Raw genomic sequence first — 25,040 nt, 5'->3', positions numbered from 1 at the left:
GGTAATGACTCCAATTTACTGATAGTGTTTTATGTTCAGATAGTGCCCGATGACTTTGTCATGCAGCTCCACCGATTTGGAGAACGACAGGGACTTCCTGCCCAGCCTTGCCAGATGCTGTCTCAGATTCAGGTTGTGTCGCTCAATTCGCTGCGTGTAACGCTTACTGATGACGTGCAGTTTTCCCTTCAGACGTGACTCATACATCGGCCAGCCGTCCGTCATCCATATCACCACGTCAAAAACTGACAGCAGGCTCAGAAGACGCTCCAGTGTGGCCATAGTGCGTTCACCGAAAACGTGGGCTACCACCGCCCTGCGTATCCTGTCATACGCGTAAAACAGCCAGCGCTGACGTAATTTTGCACCGACGTAGCCCCATTGCTCGTCCATCTCCGCACAGACAATGACATCACTGCCCGGCTGTATCCGGGAGGTTACTGACTGCGGCCTGAGTTTTTTAAATGGCGCAAAATGGTGTTGAGGCCCACGCCCATTAGTCGTGCGGTGGCACGGCAACCGACGCCGTTCATAGCCATATCAATGATTTTCTGGTGTGTACCGGGCTGAGAAGCGGCATAAGTGAAGGTGAGCTGCCATGTTTTACGGCAGTGAGAGCAGAGATAACGTTGATGCCCGGCAGTACTTTTGCCATTACGCATCACGCCTTCAGTAGCGGAACAGGAGGGACAGCAGACGGAGACTGAAGCCACGGGAGCACCTCAAAAACACCATTATACACTAAATCAGCAAGTTGGCAGCATTGCCACCTTTATCTTCAGCAGCGCCCTGGGGAATGAAAGCTAACTGAATAAAAAGAAATGAAAAAATGAGAAAATATCGTTTAGCGACAATCACAACTTAATTACCATCCTGGGATTTATTATTAATTGTAGCAAACCCAACCTTAATGTTAGCTTAACGAAAATGCGCAGCTAAAAAATCAGAATAATCCTCAGCCTATAATTTTTAAGATAAATATCCATGAATCTATTGAGTCATCTGATAGGAACTATTTTCTCTTTATTGCCATTAAATTGTTCTTTCCTGCGGGAAAAGTTAAATAACACTACAATAAATTAACAATTAAGAATCAATATCACCACAAAACACACACAGCGGCGCTGCACTTCACAGTTTTTTATTGTGAGATTCTTTTTTAACCACGATGCTGAAAAATCGGCTTAGCCATCGCTTGAATCCGTATTTTTATTGATTTTAATCAGCAAGAGTTATCGGTTTATTAGGCACATTCTGTCACCACTTTTTACTTTTTTTAGTTTTTTTACTTTCTGGGCAGCAATGCGACAGGGGAAACGATGTTGACATTTATTGAACTCCTTATTGGGGTTGTGGTTATTGTCGGTGTAGCGCGCTACATCATTAAAGGTTATTCCGCGACAGGCGTACTGTTTGTTGGCGGTCTGGTTTTGCTGATTATCAGTGCGCTGATGGGGCATAAAGTTTTGCCATCCAGCGCGGCATCGACGGGCTATACGGCAACAGACATTGTTGAATATATTAAAATTTTGCTGATGAGCCGTGGTGGCGATCTCGGCATGATGATCATGATGCTGTGTGGTTTTGCCGCCTATATGACCCATATTGGCGCAAACGATATGGTCGTTAAGCTGGCCTCCAGACCTCTGCAATATATCAACTCTCCTTACCTGTTAATGATTGCCGCCTATTTTGTCGCCTGCCTGATGTCACTGGCGGTTTCGTCAGCAACCGGTCTGGGCGTATTGCTGATGGCAACACTGTTCCCGGTCATGGTTAACGTAGGGATCAGCCGTGGCGCTGCAGCGGCCATTTGTGCCTCCCCTGCTGCAATTATTCTTTCACCAACATCCGGTGATGTGGTGCTGGCGGCAAAAGCGGCGGAAATGCCGCTGATCGATTTCGCCTTTAAAACCACGCTGCCAATTTCCATTGCCGCCATCATTGCTATGGCGATTGCCCACTTTTTCTGGCAGCGTTTTCTGGATAAAAAAGAGAACATTTCTCATGAAATGTTAGATGTAGCTGAAATCACCACGACTGCCCCGTCATTTTACGCCATTCTGCCGTTTACCCCGATTGTTGGCGTCCTGATTTTTGATGGTAAATGGGGCCCGCAGCTGCATATCATTACGATTCTGGTTCTGTGCATGCTCATCGCAGCTATTCTGGAGTTCGTACGTGGGTTCAACACCCAAAAGGTTTTCTCTGGTCTGGAAGTCGCTTACCGTGGCATGGCGGATGCCTTTGCTAACGTGGTGATGTTGTTAGTCGCTGCGGGTGTTTTTGCCCAGGGTCTGAGCACAATCGGCTTTATTCAGAGCCTGATTTCTATCGCCACCTCGTTTGGTTCGGCGAGCATTATTCTGATGATGGTGCTGGTGATCCTGACTATGCTGGCGGCAATGACTACGGGTTCCGGTAACGCTCCGTTCTATGCCTTCGTTGAGATGATCCCTAAGCTGGCGCATTCCTCCGGCATTAACCCAGCTTACCTTGTTATCCCGATGCTGCAGGCGTCAAACCTTGGACGCACAATCTCCCCGGTCTCCGGCGTGGTGGTTGCTGTTGCAGGTATGGCGAAGATTTCTCCGTTCGAAGTGGTGAAACGTACTTCGGTTCCGGTTCTGGTTGGGCTGTTGGTTGTGATTATCGCAACTGAAGTGATGGTACCAGGCTCTTCTTCAGCCGTCGTTGGCGGCTGATACTCAGTGAAATGTAGGCCGGATAAGGCATTCACGCCGCATCCGGCATTTCGACTGCAACGTTGCCGGATGTCGATGCTAAAGCATCTTATCCGGCCTACGTCAGAAATTAGCATTTAGCCGCCGTGATAGATACGCTGCGGCCTACCCACCTTACCGTGAATAATCTCCGCAATAATCAAATGACGGCTGGCACAGTACTCCAGGTAGCGTCTGGAAGTCGTTCGGCTGATGGTGAGCGCCTGGGCGATCGTTTCTGCTGTATGGTGTACCGTCGGATCGGCGAATAATTTCAACACTGCATTCAGCGTTAACGCATCAATCCCGGTCGGTAAATCCCCTTTCGGCTCGCCCCGCGCGTAGGCATTAAACATCTCATCTATCTGCTTTTGACTGGCGCTATCATTACCGGCCAACATGCGTCGACGCTGTTGATAACGCGTCAGGGTCTGCCCCAGCCGCTCGTAGGCAATGGGTTTGACCAGGTAATCAAACGCGCCGCTGCGCACAGCTTCGGAGACTGTTTCCATGTCGCTGGCCGCCGTGGTAAACACCACACCGCCCGGATAACGCGCCTGGGTTAGCTCATGCAATAAGGTAATTCCCTTGCCGTCCGGCAAGTAGTTATCGAGCAGAATCAAACCGGGCTTAAAACGCTCAATCATCATCCTCGCCTGCGCAAGATTACCCGCCAGCCAAATCTGGCTGAAGCCGGGTATATGGCGGATATATTCAGCATGCATTTCCGCCAGTAGCGTTTCATCCTCAACGATCAATAGCGTTAATGGTTCCGTCATTGTTTTTTTTCACTTTCGGAAGAAATAAAGAAAATAAGGTGCCGCAGGGGGAGTTATCTTCGAGCGTAATCACCCCGTCACAGCGCCTCACATAACTTGCAATAAGATACAAACCGATGCCATGTTCACCTGGTTCATCGGTACGGGTGCTCACACCCTGTTCAAATATTTTTTCACGCAATGCTTCCGGCACACCGCATCCCTGATCGGCAACTTCGATGATCACGTCATCCCCTTCATCGCTCAAATAAAGCTCTACGACCTTGTTGCCTTGCTGGGTGCGCAAGCTCGCTTCAAATGCATTATCAAGCAGATTGCCAACAATTGCTGCAAACTCTGTGCTATCCAGCCCCTCGGGGAGTTGATGCAGTTGGCTGCCCGGAACAATAGTCATGGTGAGACCCAGTTCCCGCGCGCGCTGCACCTTGCCAAACAACAGACCGGCTACCTGACGATCGGCAAACGCGCCGCGCAGGCTGTCAATCAGTTGCTGTTGCGCCTGGGATTCTCCCTGCACCATGGCCAGAACCTTGTCATACTCTTTCATTTGCAGCAGACCATTGATGGTCGACATCCAGTTCAGGTGCTCATGACGCAGCGTTCTCAGGCTTTCTACATACTGTTTGATCTGCGTTAACTGCGCATTAAGAGTAGCAATTTCATCTTTACTACGAAAACTGATGATTGCCCCAAGCAGTTCGTCACCGGAGCGAATCGCCTCACGGTTGGCGATAACGCTCAGTCCATTAAAGTTGACCATCGCATCCTGTCGTTTTTCCGCAATCTGTTGGGTGAAAAAGTCCGCTGGCTGAACCACCTCACTCACCGGTTTTCCAAGCCACTTTCTCCCAGGTGAAGACAGCCCCAGCATTTTCCTCGCACTGCGATTTATTGCGGTGATATATCCATCAGGATCCACGGCAATCAATCCTTCATATACCGAGCTAAACAACGCTTCCTGCTGACGTACCACCCGCGCAATTTGTTTCGGTTCCATACCCAACATCTGCCGACGAATATGGGCAGCGAAAAACCAGGAGAGCAGCATAAGTACCAGCAACAGCAGGATAAACACGCCGGCCATCGGAAGTAAGAAGTCCGATCGCCAGCTATCGATTTTGCTGATCAGATAACCAATTGAGACTACGCCAATGATTTTGCCATCGTCATCAAAGATGGGCGTTTTAGCGCGCATTGCCATCCCGATGGACCCTTTACCGGTAATAAAGTAGCTCTCCCCTTTTTCCAGCGCGCCGGGTTTGGTGAACTGCATCGGATAGCCAATCTTTTCCGGGTTCGGATGATATAGACGAATGGAGTTGGTATCCCCGATAACCACATAGTCGAAGTCAGTTCCGCTCTGCAGTTTGTCGGCAATCGTCGCCAGCCGCTTGTAATCACGATGCTTAACCGCCGTGATGATACTGTCGTTAGAGGCGATGATTTTGGCCTGATTCATTGCCATATCGCGGACATGCGTTGCCAGATAATCTTCAAAGCTGGCGGTAAAGTATTGTGCCAGGGCGGCAATGATAAAAACAGAAACGACCAGAATAAGCAGAAAGATACGTAAAGGAAACGCCAGACTGCGGAAAAAAGGAAACCGTGTTTTATTTTTCTGTTCTGTCATCACATTTTTCCTCACCGACGTTAACTAAAACTAATTTCTCATTGTAGTTGTAATTAAAATGTTCTATTTACACGTTATGGTATAAAACATGATCGTTGCAGATTCCCCACCTTAAATCAATTAAACAAATTAAAACCACACCTTATTTTAGGGTTAAATTAATTAAAAAACTTAAAACCATAAAACACATTAAAACCTTCTAACTTATTGTGAAATAAATCAAAAATTACCTCCAAAATACCCCTTACGATGTATGCAGCAGGGAAAAAAAGAAATACTCCGTAATAAAAAACCATTCCCTTCAATTGCAAACAAAACGTTATCAGGTTGCTAAACAGAGCAACAAAAACAGAAACCCAGTAACAAATATAGCATCGGGGCTCTATTCACTATGTTCGGTAATAATATATTCACGCAAGTTAAACGCTCAGAAAATAAAAAGATGGCGGCTATCGCGCAATTTCTGAAAGAGAATGATTTGAGCGTAGATACGACCGTCGAAGTATTTATCACCGTCACCCGTGACGACCGTCTGATTGCCTGCGGTGGTATCGCTGGGAATATTATTAAGTGTGTCGCAATCTGTGAATCTGTCCGCGGCGAGGGTTTAGCGCTAACGCTGGCGACCGAGTTAATCAACCTTGCCTATGAACGCCATTGTACGCACCTCTTCATCTATACCAAAACCGAGTACGAATCGCTGTTTAAACAGTGCGGTTTTTCTACGCTCACCAGCGTTCCCGGCATTATGGTATTGATGGAAAACAGCACCACACGTCTGAAACGCTACGCCGAATCACTGGCAAAACAGCGTCATGATGGGAAAAAAATTGGCTGTATCGTCATGAACGCCAACCCCTTCACCAACGGACACCGTTTTCTGATCCAACAGGCAGCCGCGCAATGTGACTGGCTGCATCTGTTTTTGGTGAAAGAAGATACCTCACGTTTTCCGTATGAAGACCGCCTGGATCTGGTGCTTAAAGGAACAAAAGACATTCCACGTTTAACCGTGCATCGCGGTTCGGAGTACATCATTTCCCGCGCCACGTTCCCGTGTTACTTCATCAAAGAGCAGAGCGTTATTAACCACTGCTACACCGAAATAGACCTGAAAATCTTCCGCCAGTATCTGGCTCCGGCTCTCGGCGTCACGCACCGCTTCGTCGGTACTGAGCCGTATTGCACTGTCACCTCCCAGTATAACAACGATATGCGTTACTGGCTGGAGACCCCAACGCTTCCCGCCCCGCCGATTGAACTGGTGGAAATTGAGCGGCTGTGTTTCCAGGAGATGCCGATTTCCGCCTCCTGGGTGCGCAAGCTGCTGGTTAAAAAAGATCTCACGGCTATCGCATCCCTGGTCCCTGACGCCACGCTGCAGTATCTGCAAAGCATGGTTGAACGAGCCTCATCGGGTGCGGCAGTCCGCCAAAATACCCCCGCATTAGCAACAGGTGAAAAATGAAAATAAACCAGGCAGCCGTCGCAGGCACACTCGAGTCCGGTGATGTGATGATTCGCATCGCCCCACTCGATTCGCAGGATATTGACCTGCAGGTTAACAGTAGCGTCGAAAAGCAGTTCGGTGATGCCATACGGGCCACCATTCTGGACGTTCTGTCCCGCTACAACGTACGCGGCGTGCAATTGAATGTTGATGATAAAGGCGCACTGGACTGCATTTTACGTGCGCGACTGGAAGCACTACTGGCCCGCGCTGGCGGTATTCCGGCACTGCCATGGGAGGATTGCCAGTGATTTCCGAATCTTTGCAACAACGTAAAACCCGTACTCGCCGCAGCATGTTGTTCGTACCGGGCGCCAATGCCGCCATGGTCAGCAACTCGTTCATCTACCCGGCAGATGCGCTGATGTTCGACCTGGAAGACTCCGTCGCGTTGCGTGAAAAAGATACCGCTCGCCGCATGGTGTACCACGCGCTGCAGCATCCGCTGTATCACGACGTTGAAACCATCGTGCGTGTAAACGCCCTCGACTCCGAATGGGGAATCAACGACCTTGAAGCTGTGGTACGCGGCGGTGCTGACATCGTACGTTTACCGAAGACCGATACCGCGCAGGATGTCATCGACATCGAAAGCGAAATTCTACGTATCGAAAATGCCTGTGGCCGTGAGCCAGGCAGCACCGGTCTGTTGGCTGCCATCGAATCGCCGTTAGGCATTACCCGCGCGGTAGAAATTGCCCATGCTTCCGAACGTCTGATCGGTATTGCCCTGGGTGCGGAAGACTATGTACGTAACCTGCGCACTGAGCGCTCACCGGAAGGTACTGAACTGCTGTTTGCCCGCTGCTCTATTTTGCAGGCTGCACGTTCTGCCGGTATTCAGGCGTTCGACACCGTGTATTCCGATGCCAACAACGAAGCGGGTTTCCTGCACGAAGCCGCACACATCAAGCAACTGGGTTTTGACGGCAAATCGCTCATCAACCCGCGCCAGATCGAACTCCTGCATAACCTGTACGCCCCAACGCGCAAAGAGCTGGCTCACGCCCGTCTGGTTGTGGAAGCCGCTGAAGCCGCTGCTCGCGAAGGTCGTGGCGTAGTTTCCCTGAACGGCAAAATGGTCGACAGCCCGGTTATCGAGCGCGCCCTTCTGGTTATCTCCCGTGCAGAACTTTCCGGCATTCGCGAAGAATAAGGCAAAAAAATGACGCAGAAAATCGAACAGTCTCAACGCCAGGATCGCGTGGCGACCTGGAGCCGTCATGCAGAAAGTGAGCTTTCCGCTTATCAGAGCACCGCAAAAACAGAATTGCAGGCGCAAAAACCGCGCGACAAAAAGCTGTGCGCTAACCTGGAAGACGCCATTCGTCGTTCTGGTTTACAGGATGGTATGACCATCTCTTTCCATCACGCTTTTCGCGGTGGCGATCTGACGATCAACCTGGTGATGGACGCCATCGCCAGTATGGGCTTTAAAAATCTGACGCTGGCCTCCAGCTCTCTGAGCGACTGCCATGCTCCACTGGTTGAGCACATCCGTCAGGGCGTGGTTAGCCGCATTTATACCTCCGGTCTACGTGGCCCGCTGGCGGAAGAAATCTCACGTGGCCTGTTGGCCGAACCGGTACAAATTCACTCCCACGGTGGCCGCGTGCACCTGGTGCAAAGTGGCGAACTCAGCATTGATGTGGCGTTCCTCGGCGTGCCGTCCTGCGACCAGTTTGGCAACGCCAACGGTTATACCGGTAAAGCGTGCTGCGGCTCACTGGGCTATGCCCGCGTAGACGCCGAAAACGCGAAACAGGTTGTCCTGCTGACTGAACAGCTGCTGACCTATCCGCATAACCCGGCCAGCATTACGCAGGATCAGGTAGATCTGATCGTGCAGATCGATCAGGTTGGCGATGCTGACAAAATTGGTGCCGATGCGACCCGCATGACCACCAACCCACGTGAACTGTTAATCGCCCGTAGCGCGGCTGAGGTCATTGCTAATTCCGGCTACTTCAACGAAGGCTTCTCACTGCAGACAGGAACCGGCGGCGCCTCTCTGGCCGTTACGCGTTTCCTGGAAGACAAAATGCGCAGCCGCGATATCCGTGCCGACTTCGCGCTGGGCGGCATTACCGCTACCATCGTTGACCTGCACGAAAAAGGCCTGATTCGCAAACTGCTGGACGTTCAGAGCTTTGACCGTAACGCCGCGGAATCGCTGGCCCGCAATCCAAACCATATCGAAATCAGTGCCAACCAGTATGCCAACTGGAGCTCAAAAGGCGCATCCGTCGATCGTCTGGACGTCGTGGTGCTCAGCGCGCTGGAAGTTGATACCAGCTTCAACGTGAACGTACTAACCGGTTCTGACGGCGTACTGCGCGGCGCATCCGGCGGTCACTGCGATACCGCGGTTGCCGCTGCGTTGTCTATCATCGTCGCGCCGCTGGTTCGCGGACGCATCCCGACCCTGGTTGATAACGTGCTGACCTGTGTAACCCCAGGCTCCAGCGTTGACATTCTGGTCACTGACCACGGTATCGCCGTCAACCCTGCACGTCCGGAACTGGCAGAACGTCTGAAAGAAGCCGGTATGAAAGTGGTGTCCATTGAATGGCTGCGCGAACGTGCACAGCAGCTCACCGGTCAGCCACGCGCTATCGAATTCACTGACCGCGTGATTGCCGTTGTGCGTTACCGCGATGGTTCAGTGATTGACGTTGTGCATCAGGTGAAGGAATAAACCATGCACCTGCTCCCTGAATACGCCACCCGACACGCGGTTTCCATTCCCGAGCTGCTCGCCAGCCGCGATGAGAGACAGGCAAGGCAACAGGAGTGGCTGACACGCCACTCTGCGCCGCTGGTCTCGTTTACCGTCGTCGCACCGGGACCGATTAAAGACAGCGAATTAACCCGTCATATCTTTAATCACGGCGTAACCGCCTTGCTCGCGTTGGCGGAACAATCCACCTGGATTGTCAGGGAGCAAACAGCGCTGGTTTCTGCCAGCGGTCCAGAAGGTCTTTTGTCTATTGAGGCTCCGGCCCACGACCTCAAGCTCGCCACAATTGAACTTGAGCATTCACACCCGCTGGGACGGCTATGGGACATCGATGTCCTGACTCCTGAAGGGGAAATTCTGTCCCGGCGTCATTTCGCACTCCCTGCCCGCCGCTGTCTGCTGTGCGAGCAAAGTGCTGCCGACTGTGCGCGGGGTAAAACCCACGCGCTTTCCGACTTACTCACTCAGATGGAGGCACTGCTGCATGATGCCGATTCCCGCAACATCAACCAATAACGCAGTCCTCCCTCTGGATCTGCCTGATGCTTACGCAACGCTTGCGTGGCGCGCCATGTTGACTGAGGTCAACCTGTCGCCCAAACCCGGTCTGGTAGATCGTATTAACAACGGCGCGCATAAAGATATGGCGCTGGAAGATTTTCATCGCAGCGCTGAAGCGATTCAGTCATGGCTGCCACGTTTTATTGAATATGGGGCGTTTAGCGCACAGCTGTCGCCTGAGGATGTATTGAAAGGACTGCGCCCGCTGGGCATGGCCTGCGAAGCCGATATGTTCCGCGCCACCGCCGGGGTGAACACCCATAAAGGGAGCATCTTTTCACTGGGACTGCTGTGCGCCGCCATTGGCCGCCTGCACCAGCTCCAACTCACTGTTACCGCTGAAACCATTTGCTCTACGGCAGCAACATTTTGCCGTGGCCTGACCGAGCGCGAACTGCGCCAGAACAATCAACAACTCACGGCTGGCCAACGTCTTTATCAGCAACTGGGATTAACCGGCGCACGAGGCGAAGCCGAAGCGGGATATCCGCTAGTCATCCAGCATGCCCTGCCGCACTACCGCGCACTGCTGACTCAGGGCCGCGACCCTGAACTGGCGTTACTCGACACATTATTGCTGCTGATGTCTATCAACGGCGACACCAACGTGGCTTCACGTGGCGGTGCAGAAGGTCTGCGTTGGCTACAGCAGCAGGCCACCGCCCTGATGCAGCAAGGGGGGATTCGTACCCCTGCCGATCTCGAATATCTACACCAGTTCGACCAACAGTGCATTGAACGCAACCTCAGTCCCGGAGGCTGCGCCGATCTGCTGATCGTCACCTGGTTTTTAGCTCAGATTTCACAAGTTCATCATTATCACAATTAAAGATCCTTTCCGGAGAATCACACACATGTCTTTAGCAAAAGATAAAATATGGAAGTTACTGGCCCCATTGGTCGTCATGGGTGTCATGTTTCTTATCCCCGTCCCTGATGGAATGCCTCCACAGGCCTGGCACTACTTTGCCGTATTCGTGGCAATGATTGTCGGTATGATCCTTGAGCCAATCCCGGCAACAGCGATCAGCTTTATCGCCGTAACGATCTGCGTTATCGGCAGCAACTATCTGCTGTTTGATGCTTCAGAACTGGCCGACCCGGCGTTTAAAGCGGGCAAGCAAGCGCTGAAATGGGGTCTGGCTGGCTTCTCCAGCACCACCGTGTGGTTGGTGTTTGGTGCGTTTATCTTCGCACTGGGTTATGAAGTCACCGGTCTGGGCCGTCGTATCGCGCTGTTCCTGGTGAAATTCATGGGTAAACGTACCCTGACGCTTGGCTATGCGATTGTTATCATCGACATTCTGCTGGCACCGTTTACTCCATCTAACACCGCGCGTACCGGTGGCACCGTATTCCCGGTAATCAAAAACCTGCCGCCGTTGTTTAAATCATTCCCGAACGATCCTTCCGCGCGCCGTATCGGTGGATATTTGATGTGGATGATGGTCATCAGTACCAGCCTGAGCTCCTCAATGTTCGTGACCGGCGCTGCACCTAACGTACTGGGTCTGGAATTCGTCAACAAAATTGCCGGTATTCAAATCAGCTGGTTGCAGTGGTTCCTTAGCTTCCTGCCGGTCGGTATTATTTTGCTGATCGTTGCTCCGTGGCTGTCATACGTTCTGTACAAACCAGAAGTTACTCACAGTGCTGAAGTTGCCGCTTGGGCCGGTGATGAACTGAAAGGCATGGGTAAACTGACCCGTAAAGAGATAACGCTGATCGGTCTGGTATTGCTCAGTCTGGGTCTGTGGGTCTTCGGTGGTAAACTGATTGATGCAACCGCAGTGGGCCTGCTGGCTGTTTCCCTGATGCTGGCGCTGCACGTTGTACCGTGGAAAGACATTACCCGTTATAACAGCGCATGGAACACTCTGGTTAACCTCGCCACGCTGGTCGTTATGGCGAATGGTTTAACCCGTTCAGGCTTCATCGACTGGTTCGCCAACACTATGAGCACGCACCTGGAAGGCTTCTCGCCTAACGCGACCGTGATCGTTCTGGTACTGGTGTTCTACTTTGCGCACTACCTGTTTGCCAGCCTTTCTGCTCACACCGCCACCATGCTGCCGGTTATTCTGGCTGTCGGTAAAGGTATCCCGGGCGTTCCGATGGAACATCTGTGTATCCTGCTGGTACTGTCCATCGGTATCATGGGCTGCCTGACTCCATATGCAACAGGCCCTGGTGTTATCATCTACGGCTGTGGTTATGTGAAGTCCAAAGACTACTGGCGCCTGGGTGCTATCTTCGGCGTTATCTACATCGCTATGCTTCTGCTGGTCGGCTGGCCGATTCTGGCAATGTGGAGCTAATCATCCCGGTTCACGCCTGATGAAAATGATGCCAGTCAGCTAAACCTGACTGGCATTTTTTATGATTAAATAGATGATATTCAGAATTTATATAAGTATCCGAAATCATCATGACATCGACATGGCGTTATTCTTCATTACTGGCTGCACTCCTGCTGCCAGTTTCTGCGGCTCAGGCCGATCAACTTCAGGCAAAACAGTACGCTGATTTTGACAGCTACGTGCTGGCCCTCTCCTGGCAAACCGGATTTTGCCAAAGCCAACACGAGCGTAATCGTCAGGAGCCTGACGAATGTCGTTTGCAAAAAGAGAGCGCAGACAAAGCGGATTTCCTGACCGTTCACGGTTTATGGCCCAGCCTGCCTAAATCCATTGCCGCCCGTGGAGTAGACAATCGCCGTTGGATGCGTTTTGGCTGCGCGACTCGCCCCATTCCCAACCTGCCTGAAGCCCGCGCAAGCCGTAAATGCGCGGCCCCCGAAACCGGACTGTCGCTGGAAAGCGCGGCAAAACTCAGCGCTGTAATGCCCGGTGCTGGAGGGAGATCCTGTCTGGAACGTTACGAATATGCCAAACATGGCGCGTGTTTCGGTTTTGATCCCGACACATACTTCGGCACTATGGTACGGCTGAATAATGAGGTTAAGAACAGCGAGGTGGGCAAATTCCTGGCGGAAAACTACGGCAAAACCGTCAGCCGTAACGCATTTGACGCCGCCGTTGCCAAAAGCTGGGGCAAAGAGAACGTCAAAGCTGTGAAGCTAAGCTGCCACGGTAATCCAGCGTATCTCACTGAGATCCAGTTATCCCTGAAAGCCGACAACATCAACCAGACGTTATCTGCCCAGTCATTCTTACCGCAACCGCATCCGGGTAACTGCGGTAAACAGTTTATTATCGACAAAGTCGGATACTGAAACTTGCGACCGACGCTGCGAGCTGGCGTCGGTCCGTAAACTTAGCGTTTTGCACGGGCGTCCGGGCGAACTAAATCAAAACGGTGTGTTTCACTGATCGAATAATACGCCGTTGGCCCACCTGCACGCAGCACCGGCTTCGCTTTCGCCGTCTGATAGATGCCGTCTTCCAGGAGCGTTTCATCTATGTGAATGCCTACCACTTCCCCCAACACCAGCCAGGTATCAACCGGTGAGCCATCAGCAGTAGTTAGTTGCAGAGTTTGCGATAAACGACACTCAAAATTGACCGGGCTTTGCGCCACGCGCGGCACGTTGACTATCCGGCTATCTGCCTTGCTAAGCCCGGCGGCAAAAAACTCGTCCTCACCGTGCGGCAAGCTGGCTGACGTTTCGTTCATCGCAGTGGCCAGCTCAAGAGTCGTCAGGTTCCAGACAAATTCACCGGTTTCGATAATATTCTGCACGCTGTCTTTCCAGCCGCTGCTGGCGAAACCGATAATCGGCGGGTGATAGTTGAAACAGTTAAAGAAACTGTATGGTGCCAGATTGTGCCGACCGTTGCTGTCACGCGACGCAATCCAGCCAATCGGGCGCGGTCCAATGATGGCATTTAGCGGATCATGCGGTAAGCCGTGTCCCTGTGACGGTTGATAGAAATACATAGCGTTCCCTGTTGAAGTTAACGTCAGCGCAGCACAAATTATGCTTCGCTCATCCCCCTGGAAAAAGAAGATCAGCGTAGAACAATCTGCCAACGATTACGACTGAATAAAGTTGAGCAGGTCACCGTTGATCTGTTGCTTATGGGTGGTGCAAATGCCATGCGAGCCGCCGACATATACCTTCAATTGCGAGTCCGGCAGTATTTCCGCCGCGACCTTTCCGCAGGTTTCAAACGGGACAATCTGATCGTCATCACCGTGGATCACCAGCGTCGGGATGGTCATCTTTTTGAGGTCTTCACGCATATCTGTTTCCGAAAACGCGTGTATACAGTCGTACAATGCTTTGATGGAACCTTGTAAACCTTGTTCAACAAAGCTTTCGCGAACGGCTTTCGACTCTTTTGCGCCAGGACGATTGTAGCCATAGAATGCAGCGGTCAGCTCATAGAAAAAGGCGGCGCGATCGTTCACAACCCCCTCACGGATGCCATCGAATACCTCTTTCGGCACGCCATTTGGGTTAAAGTCAGTCTTGATCATGATGGGCGTCACTGCGCCAATTAACACCGCTTTTGCCACCCGCTGCGTCCCATGCCGGCCAATATAACGAGCCACTTCCCCACCGCCGGTAGAGTGTCCAACATGTACGGCATCTTTAAGATTGAGATGCGCGGTAAGTTCAGCCAGGTCATCAGCATACTGATCCATATGATGACCATCCCAGGGTTGGGCCGAACGCCCATGTCCACGCCTGTCATGGGCGATCACACGAAATCCTTTCGATCCAAGGAACAGCATCTGATCTTCAAACGCGTCTGCCGTCAGCGGCCAACCGTGACTGAACACAATAGGTTGTCCACTTCCCCAGTCTTTAAAATGCAAATAGCTGCCGTCTTTCAAGGTAAGTTTGTCGTACTGGCTCATGAGATCTCCTGTCGCGGAACACTGAGTTGTTTGACGCGCCCGCAGCGAGCGCTTAAAAAGCATAATGCAAATTGGAGAACGATCACGTTTTTCGGCTAAAATCACACCATATGCGACAATATTGATGATTTACCTGAATGTGAACTAAATCACTTCAAACATGGGGTAAGTCTCAGTATCATCATAAAAGCTAAACCCTTGCCGCCTGACGGTGAGGGTTTTCTTTTGGGATTATTTACCTGCGCACCCGCAGTATCGACGACATGGAGTAATAAATGTCCAGACCGACTATCATCATTAACGACCTCGATGCAGAACGCATTGACCGCCTGTTGGAGCAACCTGCGTTTGCTGGTTTACCGATTGCCGACGCCCTTAACGCCGAGCTGGATCGTGCCCAAATGTGTTCTCCAGAAACCATGCCGCACGACGTCGTGACCATGAACAGCCGCGTGAAATTCCGCAATCTGAGTGATGGCGAAGTCCGTGTGCGTACCCTGGTGTATCCGGCCACTATGACTGACAGCAACACACAGCTTTCGGTAATGGCACCTGTCGGCGCTGCACTTCTGGGGCTGCGCGTTGGTGATACCATTCACTGGGAACTGCCAGGCGGGACCTCAACGCACCTCGAAGTTATCGAGCTTGAGTACCAGCCTGAAGCTGCAGGCGACTACCTGCGCTAACTCTGTCTTATCAAAGCCACTCGCTTTATCTTACAGGGGATGCATCCGCATCCTCTTTCCGGTTAGATCTCCCTGCTCCTCGCTTTCTTTCCTGTTCGCAAAACATAAATCTGTGTCGTGACTGACAGAATCGTTTTTAATACTATGCTGTTATGTGTTCATGTAATGACAAGGAGAATGTTTATGTACAACACAATCATAATGCCTGTTGATGTATTCGAAATGGAACTGAGCGACAAGGCTATTCGCCATGCAGAATTTCTGGCCCAGGATAAAGGGGTTATCCATCTGCTGCATGTGCTGCCAGGCTCAGCGAGCTTAAGCCTGCACCGCTTTGCAGCCGATGTCCGTCGTTTTGAAGAACATCTGCAACACGAAGCGGAAACCCGTCTGCAAACGATGGTCGGTCACTTCAGCATCGATCCTTCCCGTATTAAACAACATGTCCGCTTTGGCAGCGTACGTGACGTGGTCAACGAGTTGGGTGAAGAGTTGAATGCGGATGTCGTTGTCATTGGGTCGCGTAACCCATCAATCAGCACCCATCTGCTCGGCTCAAACGCTTCCAGCGTTGTCCGTCACGCGACTTTGCCAGTGCTGGTTGTTCGTTAACAGCCACTGATTTGATAAAGAAAACCCCTGCCAGGTTAACGCCTGACAGGGGTTTTTATAGTGCAGGTGAGTCTTACTTTTTTTATGCTACTGTCGTGCGAATCAGATAATCAAACGAACTTAACGAAGCCTTCGCGCCTTCACCTGTCGCGATGATAATCTGCTTATACGGTACGGTTGTGCAGTCGCCGGCAGCGAAAACGCCTTTCACGCTGGTTTCGCACTTGGCATCGATGATGATTTCACCCATACGGTTACGTTCAACGGCACCTTCCAGCCAGTTGGTGTTCGGCAGCAGACCAATCTGAACAAAGATACCTGCCAGTTCCACATTGTGAACATCGCCGCTCACACGGTCACGATACTCCAGGCCAGTAACTTTGCTGCCATCGCCTTTCACTTCTGTCGTTTGCGCATTCAGAATGATGTCGACGTTTTTCAGACTGCGAAGCTTATTTTGCAGCACCTGGTCGGCCTTCATTTCAGGAGCAAATTCCAGCAGCGTCACATGTTCAACAATACCTGCCAGGTCGATAGCCGCTTCAACGCCGGAGTTACCGCCGCCAATCACCGCAACACGCTTGCCTTTAAACAGCGGACCATCACAGTGCGGGCAGTAGGTTACGCCTTTGGTGCGATACTGATCTTCGCCCGGAACGTTCATGTTGCGCCATTTCGCGCCGGTCGCGATGATAATGCTGCGCGCTTTCAACACCGCGCCGGATGCCGTTTCAATCTGATGCAAACCGCCTTCCTGCGCCGCCGGAACCAGCTTGCTGGCACTCTGGCTATCGATAACATCAACATCATAGTCATCAACATGCGCTTTCAGCGCGCCCGCCAGTTTCTGACCTTCGGTTTTCGGTACCGAAATGTAGTTTTCAATATCAACGGTATCAAGAACCTGACCGCCAAAGCGTTCACCCATCAGACCAGTACGGATACCTTTACGTGCAGAGTACACCGCTGCCGCCGCACCTGCAGGACCAGAGCCGACAATCAACACGTCATAAGCATCGCGCTTATTCAGCTCTTCAGCCGCACGTTTCTCTGCGCCGGTATCCACTTTCGCCACGATCTCAGTCAGCGTCATGCGGCCCTGACCGAATTCTTTACCGTTCATAAAGACCGCAGGAACGCCCATCACGTTGCGATCGGTGATTTCATTCTGGAAAGTACCGCCATCAATCGCCGTGTGCTTGATGCGTGGATTCAATACCGACATCAGGTTCAGCGCCTGTACCACGTCCGGACAGTTATGGCAGGAGAGCGAATAATAGGTTTCGAACTCAAAATCACCGTCGAGATCGCGGATTTGCTCCAGCAACGCCTGCGCCTCTTTCGACGGATGACCGCCGGTCCACAGCAGCGCCAGCACCAGAGAGGTAAACTCATGGCCCAGCGGAGAACCGGCAAAGCGCGGCCCCTGGTGAGAACCGGGATTGGTAATCAGGAACGATGGCTTACGCACCGCCAGAGTATTGTCTTCTTTGAAGGTGACTTTTTCTGACAGTTCAGCAATTTCAGTCAGCAGTTCCTTAATTTCTGCCGATTTAGCGCTGTCATCCAGCGTCGCAATCAGCTCAACAGGTTTGGTCAGTTTCTCAAGGTAAGCCCTGAGCTGGGTTTTCATATTTGTGTCGAGCATTCTTCTTCCCTCTCTGAAAACATCATCATGCAAGCCGATTTTGCGGGACTGCATTAATGCAACTTGCGTCATGGTGCTGGAATGAAACAGGCGCAAATTTGCGCCTGTGGAATGCCGGATGCACTACGTTTATCCGGCCTACAAACTACGCGACTTAGATTTTACCAACCAGGTCCAGAGATGGCGCTAAGGTTGCTTCACCTTCTTTCCATTTCGCCGGGCAAACTTCACCTGGGTGGGAAGCGACGTACTGTGCGGCTTTGATTTTACGCAGCAGGTCAGACGCATCACGGCCGATACCTTCAGCAGTAACTTCGATTGCCTGGATGATACCCTGCGGGTCAACAACGAAGGTTGCGCGGTCAGCCAGACCTTCATCTTCACGCATGTTGTCGAAGTTACGGGTCAGGGCGCCAGTCGGGTCGCCGATCATCGCGTATTTGATTTTTGCGATGGTTTCAGAGCTGCTGTGCCATGCTTTGTGGGTGAAGTGGGTGTCGGTAGAAACGGAATACACATCTACGCCCAGTTTCTGCAGTTCTTCGTAATGGTCTGCAACGTCACCCAGCTCGGTCGGGCATACGAAAGTAAAGTCAGCCGGGTAGAAGAAGAAGACGCTCCAGCGACCTTCGGTATCTTTCTCGGTTACTTCGATGAACTCACCGTTTTTGAACGCCTGGTTTTTGAAAGGTTTAATTTTGGTATTAATCAAAGACATCTGTACTTCCTCCGTGTTTTCGTTGAGAGATAAGTTAACGAAAATCTCTTCGCAGGGCTAATGCGTTTCCTTTATCAAATCAATAAGCGTTAACTAACAACCCACTCAAACTCATGTTGTGAACCTAAAGATAAAAGTAAAAAAGGCCCCCTTTGCAGGGAGCCTCATTACCCGAGCTACCCGCAGGTAACGTCAGTGCCAGCAGGGCTGGCTATGTGTTGCGCTCTACATTACCTTAACAAAGGTCGTAACAGCGATGGGGATTACATCACCCAACTAAAGAAAGGGCAATCGACAGACCGTCGATCTTACCTATGGCTGTGATAGGTTTTGCAATCAAGCCCCCTTTCCTGCTGATTTTATAAGGAAAATCAATGTTTAAACGCACCTTACTCTTAACTCTTCTCCCCGCTATCGTGCACGCAGAGGAGCTCCCTGCCCCAGTTAAAGCCATTGAGAAACAGGGAATTACCATCCTGAAGCCCTTCGACGCGCCGGGAGGAATGAAAGGCTATCTGGGAAAATACCAGGACATGGGGGTCACTATCTATGTCACACCTGACGGTAAACATGCCATCTCCGGCTACATGTATAATGAAAAAGGCGAAAACCTCAGTAATGCGCTCATAGAAAAAGAGATCTATGCCCCTGCCGGACGTGAGATGTGGCAGCGAATGGAAAAAGCGTCCTGGATTCTTGACGGAAAAAAAGAGGCCCCGGTCATTGTCTACGTGTTTGCCGATCCTTTCTGCCCCTATTGCAAACAGTTCTGGCAGCAGGCGCGTCCGTGGGTAGATTCCGGGAAAGTTCAGCTACGTACACTGCTGGTTGGCGTGATCAAACCCGAAAGTCCAGCAACTGCTGCAGCGATCCTCGCAACTAAAGATCCGGCTAAAACCTGGCATGACTATGAAGCCTCCGGCGGGAAAATGAAGCTGGAAATCCCAACTTCGGTCCATCCTGAACAGATGAAGGTACTGAATATCAACCAAAAACTCATGGATGATTTAGGTGCTAACGTGACGCCTGCTATCTACTACATGAGTAAAGACGATACGTTACAACAGGAAGTGGGATTACCCGATAAAGATAAATTAAATATTATTATGGGAAATAAATAAAGGTAACAGAATGAGTGATTGTTATGGTTCTCATTTCAATCACTCTTTTAAATGTATTTTTATCGTAACCATCACGCAATCTGTGTTATTTTAGTTTAAGTTAATTATTCATTAAGTACACAAGCATAAATTTTAAGAATGATTAGAATTTAAATTATTCAATAATTGAATTATTCAACATATTACCATCACGGGAAGGTATGCATGGCTAACCTCTATGACCTCAAAAAATTCGATCTTAACCTGTTGGTAATTTTTGAATGTATTTATCAACATTTGAGCATCAGTAAAGCTGCGGCCACACTGTATATCACCCCTTCAGCCGTCAGCCAGTCATTACAGCGACTGCGGACACAGTTTAACGACCCCTTGTTTATTCGCTCCGGCAAAGGCATTACGCCCACGGTCACAGGGGTAAATCTTCATCTTCACCTTGAAAAGAATCTTAATAATCTGGAACAAACCATCAATATCATGCACGGTTCCAGCCTGAAAAATAAATTTGTAATCTACAGTCCGCAAATTACAACCAATCTGAATGTGACATCTTTAATTAATAACCTCAGAGAAAACTCAGATATTGAAATTGAGCATCATGATATATTGATGTCAGCAGAATCGGCTGAAAATATCCTTGCCTATCGTAAAGCCGATCTGGTTATTTCAATAACACCGATCCACAATCGGTCTATTGTATGCACTCAGTTCAAGACCATTGAGTGTGTTTTAGTATGCAGCGGCAACCACCCCAGAATAAATGAAGCGAGTACGCTCAAACAAATTCAGCAAGAGCAATTTACATATTTTTCCTCTGAAGATCAGGGTATTAAAGATTATCGTTCCCGTGCCAGTGAATCGATGGCATTCCATAAAGTGGGGTTTAGTAGCGACTCCTTACTCTCAATTGCTAACGTTATCGCCACTACGGATATTATTGGTGTAATCCCCAAACAAATTTATGAACTCTATCAACCAGCATTGAAATTTAAAGAAATTAAAACCGATTTTGAATTGCCAAAAATCAAATTATTCATCATGTATAACCGCGCATCACTGAATAATAAAGCCTTTGCAGATTACATAAACAAACTGTCTTTAGATAGTTAATGATAACGCATTTAAATTCACATGAATTATACAACAGCACAATAGCATACAAATAATTAATACATTTAAATATTGCATGCCGCAAGAAAAAGCCTATTTTATTACGGACATTTATTATGGTTGCAAATAATAAAAATTCGATATAGGTTTTGTATGTCTGTTTATAAAATACCGCTGGATAAAAATGTTCTGCAAGCTGCGCAGGAACGTATCGCATGGACACTTGAAACCTTGCCGCGTGTCTGCGTTTCTTTCTCTGGGGGTAAAGATTCAGGGCTAATGTTGCATCTGACCAGCGCCATTGCCCGTCAGTTACAGAAAAAAATAAACGTCTTATTTATCGACTGGGAGGCTCAGTTTTCCTGCACTATCGACTATGTCCAGGCGCTACGCGAGAGTTATTCCGATGTCATCGAAGAATTTTATTGGGTTGCATTGCCGCTGACGACGCAAAATTCACTGTCACAATTTCAGCCTGAATGGCAATGCTGGGAACCAGGCACTCAATGGGTGCGCCAACCGCCCGCAGATGCCATAACCGATCCCGAATATTTCTCTTTCTACCAACCCGGTATGACTTTCGAGCAATTTGTTCGTGAGTTCGCTGACTGGTTTTCGCAGAAACGACCGGCAGCCATGATGGTCGGGATCCGCGCCGACGAGTCATATAATCGTTTCGTCGCCATTGCGAACTCGAAAAAACAGCGTTTTGCCGATGATAAACCCTGGACCACCAGCGCCCCCGGCGGGCATACCTGGTATATTTATCCGATTTATGACTGGAAAACTGCAGACATCTGGACGTGGTTTGCGAAGTCAAGACTCCCTTGTAATCCCCTGTACAACCTGATGTATCAGGCGGGTGTTCCCACACGATATATGCGCATCTGCGAACCCTTTGGACCAGAACAACGCCAGGGACTGTGGCTTTACCATGTTATTGAGCCTGAACGCTGGGCGATGATGTGCTCCCGCGTCAGCGGGGTAAAAAGTGGCGGGATATATGCTGGTCAGGACAACCATTTTTACGGTCACCGCAAAATATTAAAACCCGAACATTTAAGCTGGCAGGAATACGCCATGCTGTTATTGAAGAGTATGCCGGAAACGACCGCTGAACATTACCGCAATAAAATCGCCGTCTATTTACAGTGGTATAAGAAAAAAGGCATGGAGAATATCCCACAAACCCAGGAAAGAGATATTGGTTCAGTGGATATTCCGTCGTGGCGGCGTATCTGCAAGGTCCTGCTGAATAACGACTATTGGTGCCGGGCACTCTCATTTAGTCCAACGAAACCCAAAAACTATCAACGTTACAATGAGCGCATGAAAACAAAACGCCAGGAATGGGGACTCTTATGCAACAACGATTAACTCAGGAACTCCTCGGCTTTCTTTCTGGTTTATCAGAACCAGAGAGAATTGAAGCCATAAATGAATTCAGAAAAGCAATACACAGCGTCAGTCCCTTCCGCGAGGAGCCCGTAGATTGCGTACTTTGGGTTAAAAATGATCATATTTCACCCAATGACTACAACCCCAATAACGTTGCGCCACCGGAGAAAAAGCTGCTGCTGAAGTCCCTCGAGGCTGACGGGTTTACGCAGCCCATTGTAGTGGTTCACTCAACGGCTGAAGAATACGAAATTGTCGACGGTTTCCACCGCCACGAGTTAGGTAAAGCCAAAGCCTCACTGAGGCCCAGGCTGAAAGGATATCTGCCGGTTGCCTGTTTAGAACGCGAACGCCATGAGCGAATGGCGGCAACCATTCGCCACAACCGCGCCCGTGGGCGTCATCAAATCCACGCCATGTCCGAGATTGTCCGCGAGCTATCACAACTGGGATGGAGTGAAGAAAGAATTGGCAAGGATCTTGGTATGGACAACGACGAGGTGTTACGCCTGAAACAAATTAACGGCCTGCAAGCGTTGTTTGCCGACCGTCGATTCTCCAAAGCCTGGACCGTGAAATAGCTACAGCGAAACCAGACGCTCGGCTGCCGCTAACAGCGTCGATTCTTGCTTGGCAAAACAGAGGCGAATCAGTTTATGCGGGAAAGGATCGGCGCAGAACACCGACAGCGGGATTGCCGCAACGCCCACTTCAGTGGTCAGCCACTGGCAAAACTCCACGTCGTTAAGCGAGGAAACGGCGCTGTAATCGACCAGTAAAAAATACGTACCTTCACACGGCAGAATTTCCAGCCGGCTGTCACGCAGTGCATTCACCAACACGTCGCGTTTTTTCTGATAAAAGGCTGGCAGCTCGCGATAGTGTGCAGGATCTTCTCGTAGCATATCCGCCAGTGCGAGCTGAGCCGGCGTGTTGACGGAAAACGTCAGATACTGGTGTACCTTACGCAACTCAGCGCTAATGGCAGCTGGCGCAACGCAGTAGCCGACCTTCCAGCCGGTCATATGATAAGTCTTACCAAACGATGAAACGGCAACGGCGCGTTCCCGCAGCTCTGAATGTGCCAGCACGCTGGCATGCCCTTGTTTGGCGAAACAGATATGCTCATAAACTTCGTCGCTGATGACAAAGATCTCACGTTCTTTAATCGCCTGCCACAGGGCATCAAAATCGGCGTGATGCCACACGGTGGCAGAAGGATTATGTGGCGTGTTCAGGATAACCAGTCGGGTACGGTCGCTGAGTAAGGCACCAAACGCCTGCCAGTCGACGCGAAAAGACGGTGGTTGCAGGGCGATACGTTTAACCACACCGCCGGATAATTCAACCGCAGGCGCATAGCTGTCGTAGCTCGGGTCAAAACAAATCACCTCATCACCAGGGCGCACCAGCGCAGTGATCGCGGCATACAATGCTTCTGTGGCTCCCGCCGTGATGGTCACTTCACTATTCGCGTCAGGTTTATAGCCGTACAGGTCTGCCGTTTTATCCGCGATAGCTTCGCGCAGCGGCTGCACGCCCGTCATCGGCGCATACTGGTTTGCGCCATGCGCGACGTGATACGCCAGACGCTCTTGCAAAAAGAGTGGACCGTCAAAATCAGGAAACCCCTGCGAGAGGTTAATGGCCTGATGCTGCTGCGCCAGCGCACTCATTTGCGTGAAGATAGTAGTGCCCAGATTAGGCAGTTTGCTTTGCGGAATCAGCGGGTTATTACTCATTATTGTTATCCCAGCGTGTGATGTTGTGGTTGAAGCCACTATAGCACGATGCTAGTATTTGGCAATCAAGACGTTCAGACGTCTATATAAAAATAACCTGCCTGGACAGGACAGCCAAAAGGACAACACAACATGAGTAATACCGAAATTCGCGTCGTCACCGGCCCGGCCAACTATTTTTCCCATCCCGGCAGCCTGTTAAGACTCAACGATTTTTTCTCTGCCGACCAACTTTCACGCGCCGTGTGGGTTTATGGTGAACGCGCCATCGATGCAGCCCGCCCTTACCTGCCAGAGGCTTTTCATCTTGCCGAGGCTAAACGCCTGCTGTTTACGGGACATTGCAGCGAAACCGATGTTGCTCAACTGGCAAAAGAGTCGGGAGAGGATCGCAGTGTGGTGATTGGCGTGGGAGGCGGTACATTGCTCGACACCGCTAAAGCGTTGGCCCGTCGTCTGGATCTGCCGTTTGTCGGTATTCCTACTATCGCGGCGACCTGCGCTGCCTGGACGCCGCTCTCCGTCTGGTATAACGATGCGGGCCAGGCGCTGCATTTTGAAATTTTCCCTGACGCCAATTTCCTCGTGCTGGTCGAGCCAGAGATCGTTCTCAATGCGCCAGAAGAATACTTACTGGCGGGGATCGGCGATACGCTGGCGAAGTGGTACGAGGCCGTCGTGCTCGCACCTCAGCCGGAAACACTGCCATTGACAGTACGTCTGGGTATTCAAGCCGCGCAGACCATCCGCGACGTCCTGCTGGAAAGCAGCGAGCAGGCGCTGGCAGACAAACAACAAGGCACGCTAAGCCGCACGTTTTGCGATGTGGTAGATGCGATTATTGCCGGAGGCGGCATGGTTGGTGGTCTGGGGGAGCGCTACACCCGCGTGGCTGCGGCGCATTCTGTTCACAATGGCCTGACAGTCCTCCCACAAACCGAGAAGTTTTTACATGGCACCAAAGTGGCGTACGGCATCCTGGTACAGAGCGCGCTGCTGGGACAAGATGATGTGCTGGCGCAGTTAATTACCGCTTATCAGCGATTCAACCTGCCAACCCGATTAGCTCAACTGGAAGTGGACATCAATAACCGCGCCGAAATCGACAAAGTGATTGCGCACACTCTGCGCCCGGTGGAGTCCATTCACGCGCTGCCGGTAACGTTAACGCCAGAGGCCCTGCGCGCAGCATTCGAAAAGGTAGAGTCGTTTACGGTGTGACTAGGGTGCAGGTTGCC

24 protein-coding genes and 1 pseudogene are annotated in these 25,040 nt (G+C 50.7%); 16 read left to right on the top strand and 9 right to left on the bottom strand.

What is annotated here, in order from left to right; genetic code table 11:
- Window positions 1-15 precede the first annotated feature (15 nt).
- Together OGY37_RS02465 and pagP are read right to left on the bottom strand one after the other, a co-directional pair.
- Window positions 16-713 (bottom strand): IS1 family transposase gene (locus tag OGY37_RS02465; RefSeq protein ID WP_286619986.1). Its coding sequence is split into 2 segments (ribosomal slippage): window positions 16-464 and window positions 464-713, totalling 699 coding nucleotides; the frame shifts between segments, so codons are not numbered across the junction.
- 55 nt (window positions 714-768) lie between these two features.
- Window positions 769-858 (bottom strand): annotated as a pseudogene (gene pagP / locus OGY37_RS23375) (lipid IV(A) palmitoyltransferase PagP); the annotation flags it as partial.
- A gap of 461 nt (window positions 859-1,319) precedes the next feature.
- Between pagP and dcuC the strand changes: the two are divergent.
- The gene (dcuC, locus tag OGY37_RS02460; protein WP_275397069.1) at window positions 1,320-2,705 is read left to right on the top strand and encodes an anaerobic C4-dicarboxylate transporter DcuC; all 1,386 of its coding nucleotides are present in this window, start codon (window positions 1,320-1,322) and stop codon (window positions 2,703-2,705) included.
- 116 nt (window positions 2,706-2,821) lie between these two features.
- On the opposite strand, the gene dpiA is transcribed toward dcuC, so the two are convergent.
- Together dpiA and dpiB are read right to left on the bottom strand one after the other, a co-directional pair.
- Entirely contained in the window at window positions 2,822-3,502 is a 681-nt protein-coding gene (gene dpiA, locus OGY37_RS02455; protein ID WP_003831279.1) for a two-component response regulator DpiA, read from the bottom strand.
- On the bottom strand, window positions 3,471-5,132 hold the full coding sequence (gene dpiB, locus OGY37_RS02450; protein WP_126318852.1) for a sensor histidine kinase DpiB: 1,662 nt from the start codon (window positions 5,130-5,132) through the stop codon (window positions 3,471-3,473). Before dpiB ends, dpiA begins: the two co-directional genes overlap by 32 nt.
- A 391-nt stretch (window positions 5,133-5,523) precedes the next feature.
- Here dpiB and citC point away from each other — a divergent pair, with 391 nt between their 5' ends.
- The 8 genes from citC (at window position 5,524) to rna (ending at window position 13,178) form a co-directional block, all read left to right on the top strand.
- Window positions 5,524-6,600, top strand: a complete 1,077-nt coding sequence (gene citC / locus OGY37_RS02445; RefSeq protein WP_003831277.1) for a [citrate (pro-3S)-lyase] ligase — start codon at window positions 5,524-5,526, stop codon at window positions 6,598-6,600.
- Window positions 6,597-6,893 (top strand): citrate lyase acyl carrier protein, encoded by a 297-nt coding sequence (gene citD / locus OGY37_RS02440; RefSeq protein WP_003831276.1) that lies wholly within the window; start codon window positions 6,597-6,599, stop codon window positions 6,891-6,893. The genes citC and citD overlap by 4 nt, the downstream gene beginning before the upstream one ends.
- Window positions 6,890-7,798: an aldolase/citrate lyase family protein gene (locus OGY37_RS02435; RefSeq protein ID WP_003831275.1), complete on the top strand. Its 909-nt coding sequence runs from the start codon at window positions 6,890-6,892 to the stop codon at window positions 7,796-7,798. The genes citD and OGY37_RS02435 overlap by 4 nt, the downstream gene beginning before the upstream one ends.
- 9 nt (window positions 7,799-7,807) lie before the next feature.
- Window positions 7,808-9,340, top strand: a complete 1,533-nt coding sequence (gene citF / locus OGY37_RS02430; protein WP_286619984.1) for a citrate lyase subunit alpha — start codon at window positions 7,808-7,810, stop codon at window positions 9,338-9,340.
- Window positions 9,341-9,343: 3 nt separating this feature from the next.
- On the top strand, window positions 9,344-9,898 hold the full coding sequence (citX, locus tag OGY37_RS02425; RefSeq protein WP_126318858.1) for a citrate lyase holo-[acyl-carrier protein] synthase: 555 nt from the start codon (window positions 9,344-9,346) through the stop codon (window positions 9,896-9,898).
- Window positions 9,867-10,772: a triphosphoribosyl-dephospho-CoA synthase CitG gene (gene citG / locus OGY37_RS02420; protein WP_003831272.1), complete on the top strand. Its 906-nt coding sequence runs from the start codon at window positions 9,867-9,869 to the stop codon at window positions 10,770-10,772. Before citX ends, citG begins: the two co-directional genes overlap by 32 nt.
- 25 nt (window positions 10,773-10,797) lie before the next feature.
- Entirely contained in the window at window positions 10,798-12,261 is a 1,464-nt protein-coding gene (citT, locus tag OGY37_RS02415; protein ID WP_003831271.1) for a citrate/succinate antiporter CitT, read from the top strand.
- Window positions 12,262-12,371: 110 nt separating this feature from the next.
- A complete protein-coding gene (rna, locus tag OGY37_RS02410; RefSeq protein ID WP_286619982.1) occupies window positions 12,372-13,178 on the top strand; it encodes a ribonuclease I in 807 nt (268 codons plus the stop codon).
- Window positions 13,179-13,219: 41 nt separating this feature from the next.
- Here rna and OGY37_RS02405 read toward each other — a convergent pair whose 3' ends face one another.
- Both OGY37_RS02405 and OGY37_RS02400 read right to left on the bottom strand, forming a co-directional pair.
- Complete coding sequence (locus OGY37_RS02405) at window positions 13,220-13,843, bottom strand: flavin reductase family protein (RefSeq protein WP_063940716.1); 624 nt, start codon at window positions 13,841-13,843, stop codon at window positions 13,220-13,222.
- A 96-nt stretch (window positions 13,844-13,939) separates the two neighbouring features.
- Window positions 13,940-14,770: an alpha/beta fold hydrolase gene (locus OGY37_RS02400; RefSeq protein WP_286553654.1), complete on the bottom strand. Its 831-nt coding sequence runs from the start codon at window positions 14,768-14,770 to the stop codon at window positions 13,940-13,942.
- A gap of 275 nt (window positions 14,771-15,045) precedes the next feature.
- Here OGY37_RS02400 and rnk point away from each other — a divergent pair, with 275 nt between their 5' ends.
- Together rnk and uspG are read left to right on the top strand one after the other, a co-directional pair.
- Complete coding sequence (gene rnk, locus OGY37_RS02395) at window positions 15,046-15,456, top strand: nucleoside diphosphate kinase regulator (RefSeq protein WP_003831264.1); 411 nt, start codon at window positions 15,046-15,048, stop codon at window positions 15,454-15,456.
- A gap of 183 nt (window positions 15,457-15,639) precedes the next feature.
- A complete protein-coding gene (gene uspG, locus OGY37_RS02390) occupies window positions 15,640-16,068 on the top strand; it encodes a universal stress protein UspG (protein ID WP_003022101.1) in 429 nt (142 codons plus the stop codon).
- Between the two features lie 82 nt (window positions 16,069-16,150).
- Here the strand turns inward: uspG and ahpF are convergent, their stop codons facing one another.
- Together ahpF and ahpC are read right to left on the bottom strand one after the other, a co-directional pair.
- A complete protein-coding gene (gene ahpF / locus OGY37_RS02385; RefSeq protein ID WP_149281878.1) occupies window positions 16,151-17,716 on the bottom strand; it encodes an alkyl hydroperoxide reductase subunit F in 1,566 nt (521 codons plus the stop codon).
- A 154-nt stretch (window positions 17,717-17,870) separates the two neighbouring features.
- A complete protein-coding gene (gene ahpC / locus OGY37_RS02380; RefSeq protein ID WP_002894394.1) occupies window positions 17,871-18,434 on the bottom strand; it encodes an alkyl hydroperoxide reductase subunit C in 564 nt (187 codons plus the stop codon).
- Window positions 18,435-18,808: 374 nt separating this feature from the next.
- Between ahpC and dsbG the strand changes: the two genes are divergently transcribed.
- From dsbG to OGY37_RS02360, 4 genes are all read left to right on the top strand, one after another.
- Window positions 18,809-19,555 (top strand): thiol:disulfide interchange protein DsbG, encoded by a 747-nt coding sequence (gene dsbG / locus OGY37_RS02375; protein ID WP_126318861.1) that lies wholly within the window; start codon window positions 18,809-18,811, stop codon window positions 19,553-19,555.
- A 204-nt stretch (window positions 19,556-19,759) separates the two neighbouring features.
- The gene (citR, locus tag OGY37_RS02370; protein ID WP_148362274.1) at window positions 19,760-20,662 is read left to right on the top strand and encodes a DNA-binding transcriptional repressor CitR; all 903 of its coding nucleotides are present in this window, start codon (window positions 19,760-19,762) and stop codon (window positions 20,660-20,662) included.
- 153 nt (window positions 20,663-20,815) lie between these two features.
- Entirely contained in the window at window positions 20,816-22,039 is a 1,224-nt protein-coding gene (locus OGY37_RS02365) for a phosphoadenosine phosphosulfate reductase (RefSeq protein ID WP_126318865.1), read from the top strand.
- Entirely contained in the window at window positions 22,024-22,641 is a 618-nt protein-coding gene (locus tag OGY37_RS02360; RefSeq protein ID WP_286546676.1) for an IbrB-like domain-containing protein, read from the top strand. The genes OGY37_RS02365 and OGY37_RS02360 overlap by 16 nt, the downstream gene beginning before the upstream one ends.
- Here the strand turns inward: OGY37_RS02360 and OGY37_RS02355 are convergent, their stop codons facing one another.
- Window positions 22,642-23,802, bottom strand: a complete 1,161-nt coding sequence (locus OGY37_RS02355) for a pyridoxal phosphate-dependent aminotransferase (RefSeq protein ID WP_103284865.1) — start codon at window positions 23,800-23,802, stop codon at window positions 22,642-22,644.
- 132 nt (window positions 23,803-23,934) lie between these two features.
- On the opposite strand from OGY37_RS02355, the gene OGY37_RS02350 reads away from it, so the two are divergent.
- On the top strand, window positions 23,935-25,023 hold the full coding sequence (locus tag OGY37_RS02350; protein WP_286619978.1) for an oxidoreductase: 1,089 nt from the start codon (window positions 23,935-23,937) through the stop codon (window positions 25,021-25,023).
- The last annotated feature ends 17 nt before the right edge of the window (window positions 25,024-25,040 follow it).

This window comes from Citrobacter sp. Cpo030 (assembly GCF_030333005.1).
In the GTDB taxonomy this organism is placed as follows: Bacteria; Pseudomonadota; Gammaproteobacteria; order Enterobacterales; family Enterobacteriaceae; genus Citrobacter; species Citrobacter portucalensis.
This window is presented reverse-complemented; position numbering and strand designations above follow the sequence as displayed.

What these genes read in the sequence shown, in the direction of transcription:
- citC (WP_003831277.1), top strand. Translation starts at nt 5,524, where the DNA reads ATGTTCGGTAATAATATATTCACGCAAGTTAAACGCTCAGAAAATAAA.
- ahpF (WP_149281878.1), bottom strand. Translation starts at nt 17,716, where the DNA reads ATGCTCGACACAAATATGAAAACCCAGCTCAGGGCTTACCTTGAGAAA.
- OGY37_RS02360 (WP_286546676.1), top strand. Translation starts at nt 22,024, where the DNA reads ATGCAACAACGATTAACTCAGGAACTCCTCGGCTTTCTTTCTGGTTTA.
- uspG (WP_003022101.1), top strand. Translation starts at nt 15,640, where the DNA reads ATGTACAACACAATCATAATGCCTGTTGATGTATTCGAAATGGAACTG.
- ahpC (WP_002894394.1), bottom strand. Translation starts at nt 18,434, where the DNA reads ATGTCTTTGATTAATACCAAAATTAAACCTTTCAAAAACCAGGCGTTC.
- citR (WP_148362274.1), top strand. Translation starts at nt 19,760, where the DNA reads ATGGCTAACCTCTATGACCTCAAAAAATTCGATCTTAACCTGTTGGTA.
- OGY37_RS02400 (WP_286553654.1), bottom strand. Translation starts at nt 14,770, where the DNA reads ATGAGCCAGTACGACAAACTTACCTTGAAAGACGGCAGCTATTTGCAT.
- OGY37_RS02355 (WP_103284865.1), bottom strand. Translation starts at nt 23,802, where the DNA reads ATGAGTAATAACCCGCTGATTCCGCAAAGCAAACTGCCTAATCTGGGC.
- OGY37_RS02365 (WP_126318865.1), top strand. Translation starts at nt 20,816, where the DNA reads ATGTCTGTTTATAAAATACCGCTGGATAAAAATGTTCTGCAAGCTGCG.
- citT (WP_003831271.1), top strand. Translation starts at nt 10,798, where the DNA reads ATGTCTTTAGCAAAAGATAAAATATGGAAGTTACTGGCCCCATTGGTC.
- citX (WP_126318858.1), top strand. Translation starts at nt 9,344, where the DNA reads ATGCACCTGCTCCCTGAATACGCCACCCGACACGCGGTTTCCATTCCC.
- citG (WP_003831272.1), top strand. Translation starts at nt 9,867, where the DNA reads ATGATGCCGATTCCCGCAACATCAACCAATAACGCAGTCCTCCCTCTG.
- citF (WP_286619984.1), top strand. Translation starts at nt 7,808, where the DNA reads ATGACGCAGAAAATCGAACAGTCTCAACGCCAGGATCGCGTGGCGACC.
- dpiB (WP_126318852.1), bottom strand. Translation starts at nt 5,132, where the DNA reads ATGACAGAACAGAAAAATAAAACACGGTTTCCTTTTTTCCGCAGTCTG.
- OGY37_RS02350 (WP_286619978.1), top strand. Translation starts at nt 23,935, where the DNA reads ATGAGTAATACCGAAATTCGCGTCGTCACCGGCCCGGCCAACTATTTT.
- rna (WP_286619982.1), top strand. Translation starts at nt 12,372, where the DNA reads ATGACATCGACATGGCGTTATTCTTCATTACTGGCTGCACTCCTGCTG.
- dpiA (WP_003831279.1), bottom strand. Translation starts at nt 3,502, where the DNA reads ATGACGGAACCATTAACGCTATTGATCGTTGAGGATGAAACGCTACTG.
- citD (WP_003831276.1), top strand. Translation starts at nt 6,597, where the DNA reads ATGAAAATAAACCAGGCAGCCGTCGCAGGCACACTCGAGTCCGGTGAT.
- OGY37_RS02405 (WP_063940716.1), bottom strand. Translation starts at nt 13,843, where the DNA reads ATGTATTTCTATCAACCGTCACAGGGACACGGCTTACCGCATGATCCG.
- dcuC (WP_275397069.1), top strand. Translation starts at nt 1,320, where the DNA reads ATGTTGACATTTATTGAACTCCTTATTGGGGTTGTGGTTATTGTCGGT.
- dsbG (WP_126318861.1), top strand. Translation starts at nt 18,809, where the DNA reads ATGTTTAAACGCACCTTACTCTTAACTCTTCTCCCCGCTATCGTGCAC.
- rnk (WP_003831264.1), top strand. Translation starts at nt 15,046, where the DNA reads ATGTCCAGACCGACTATCATCATTAACGACCTCGATGCAGAACGCATT.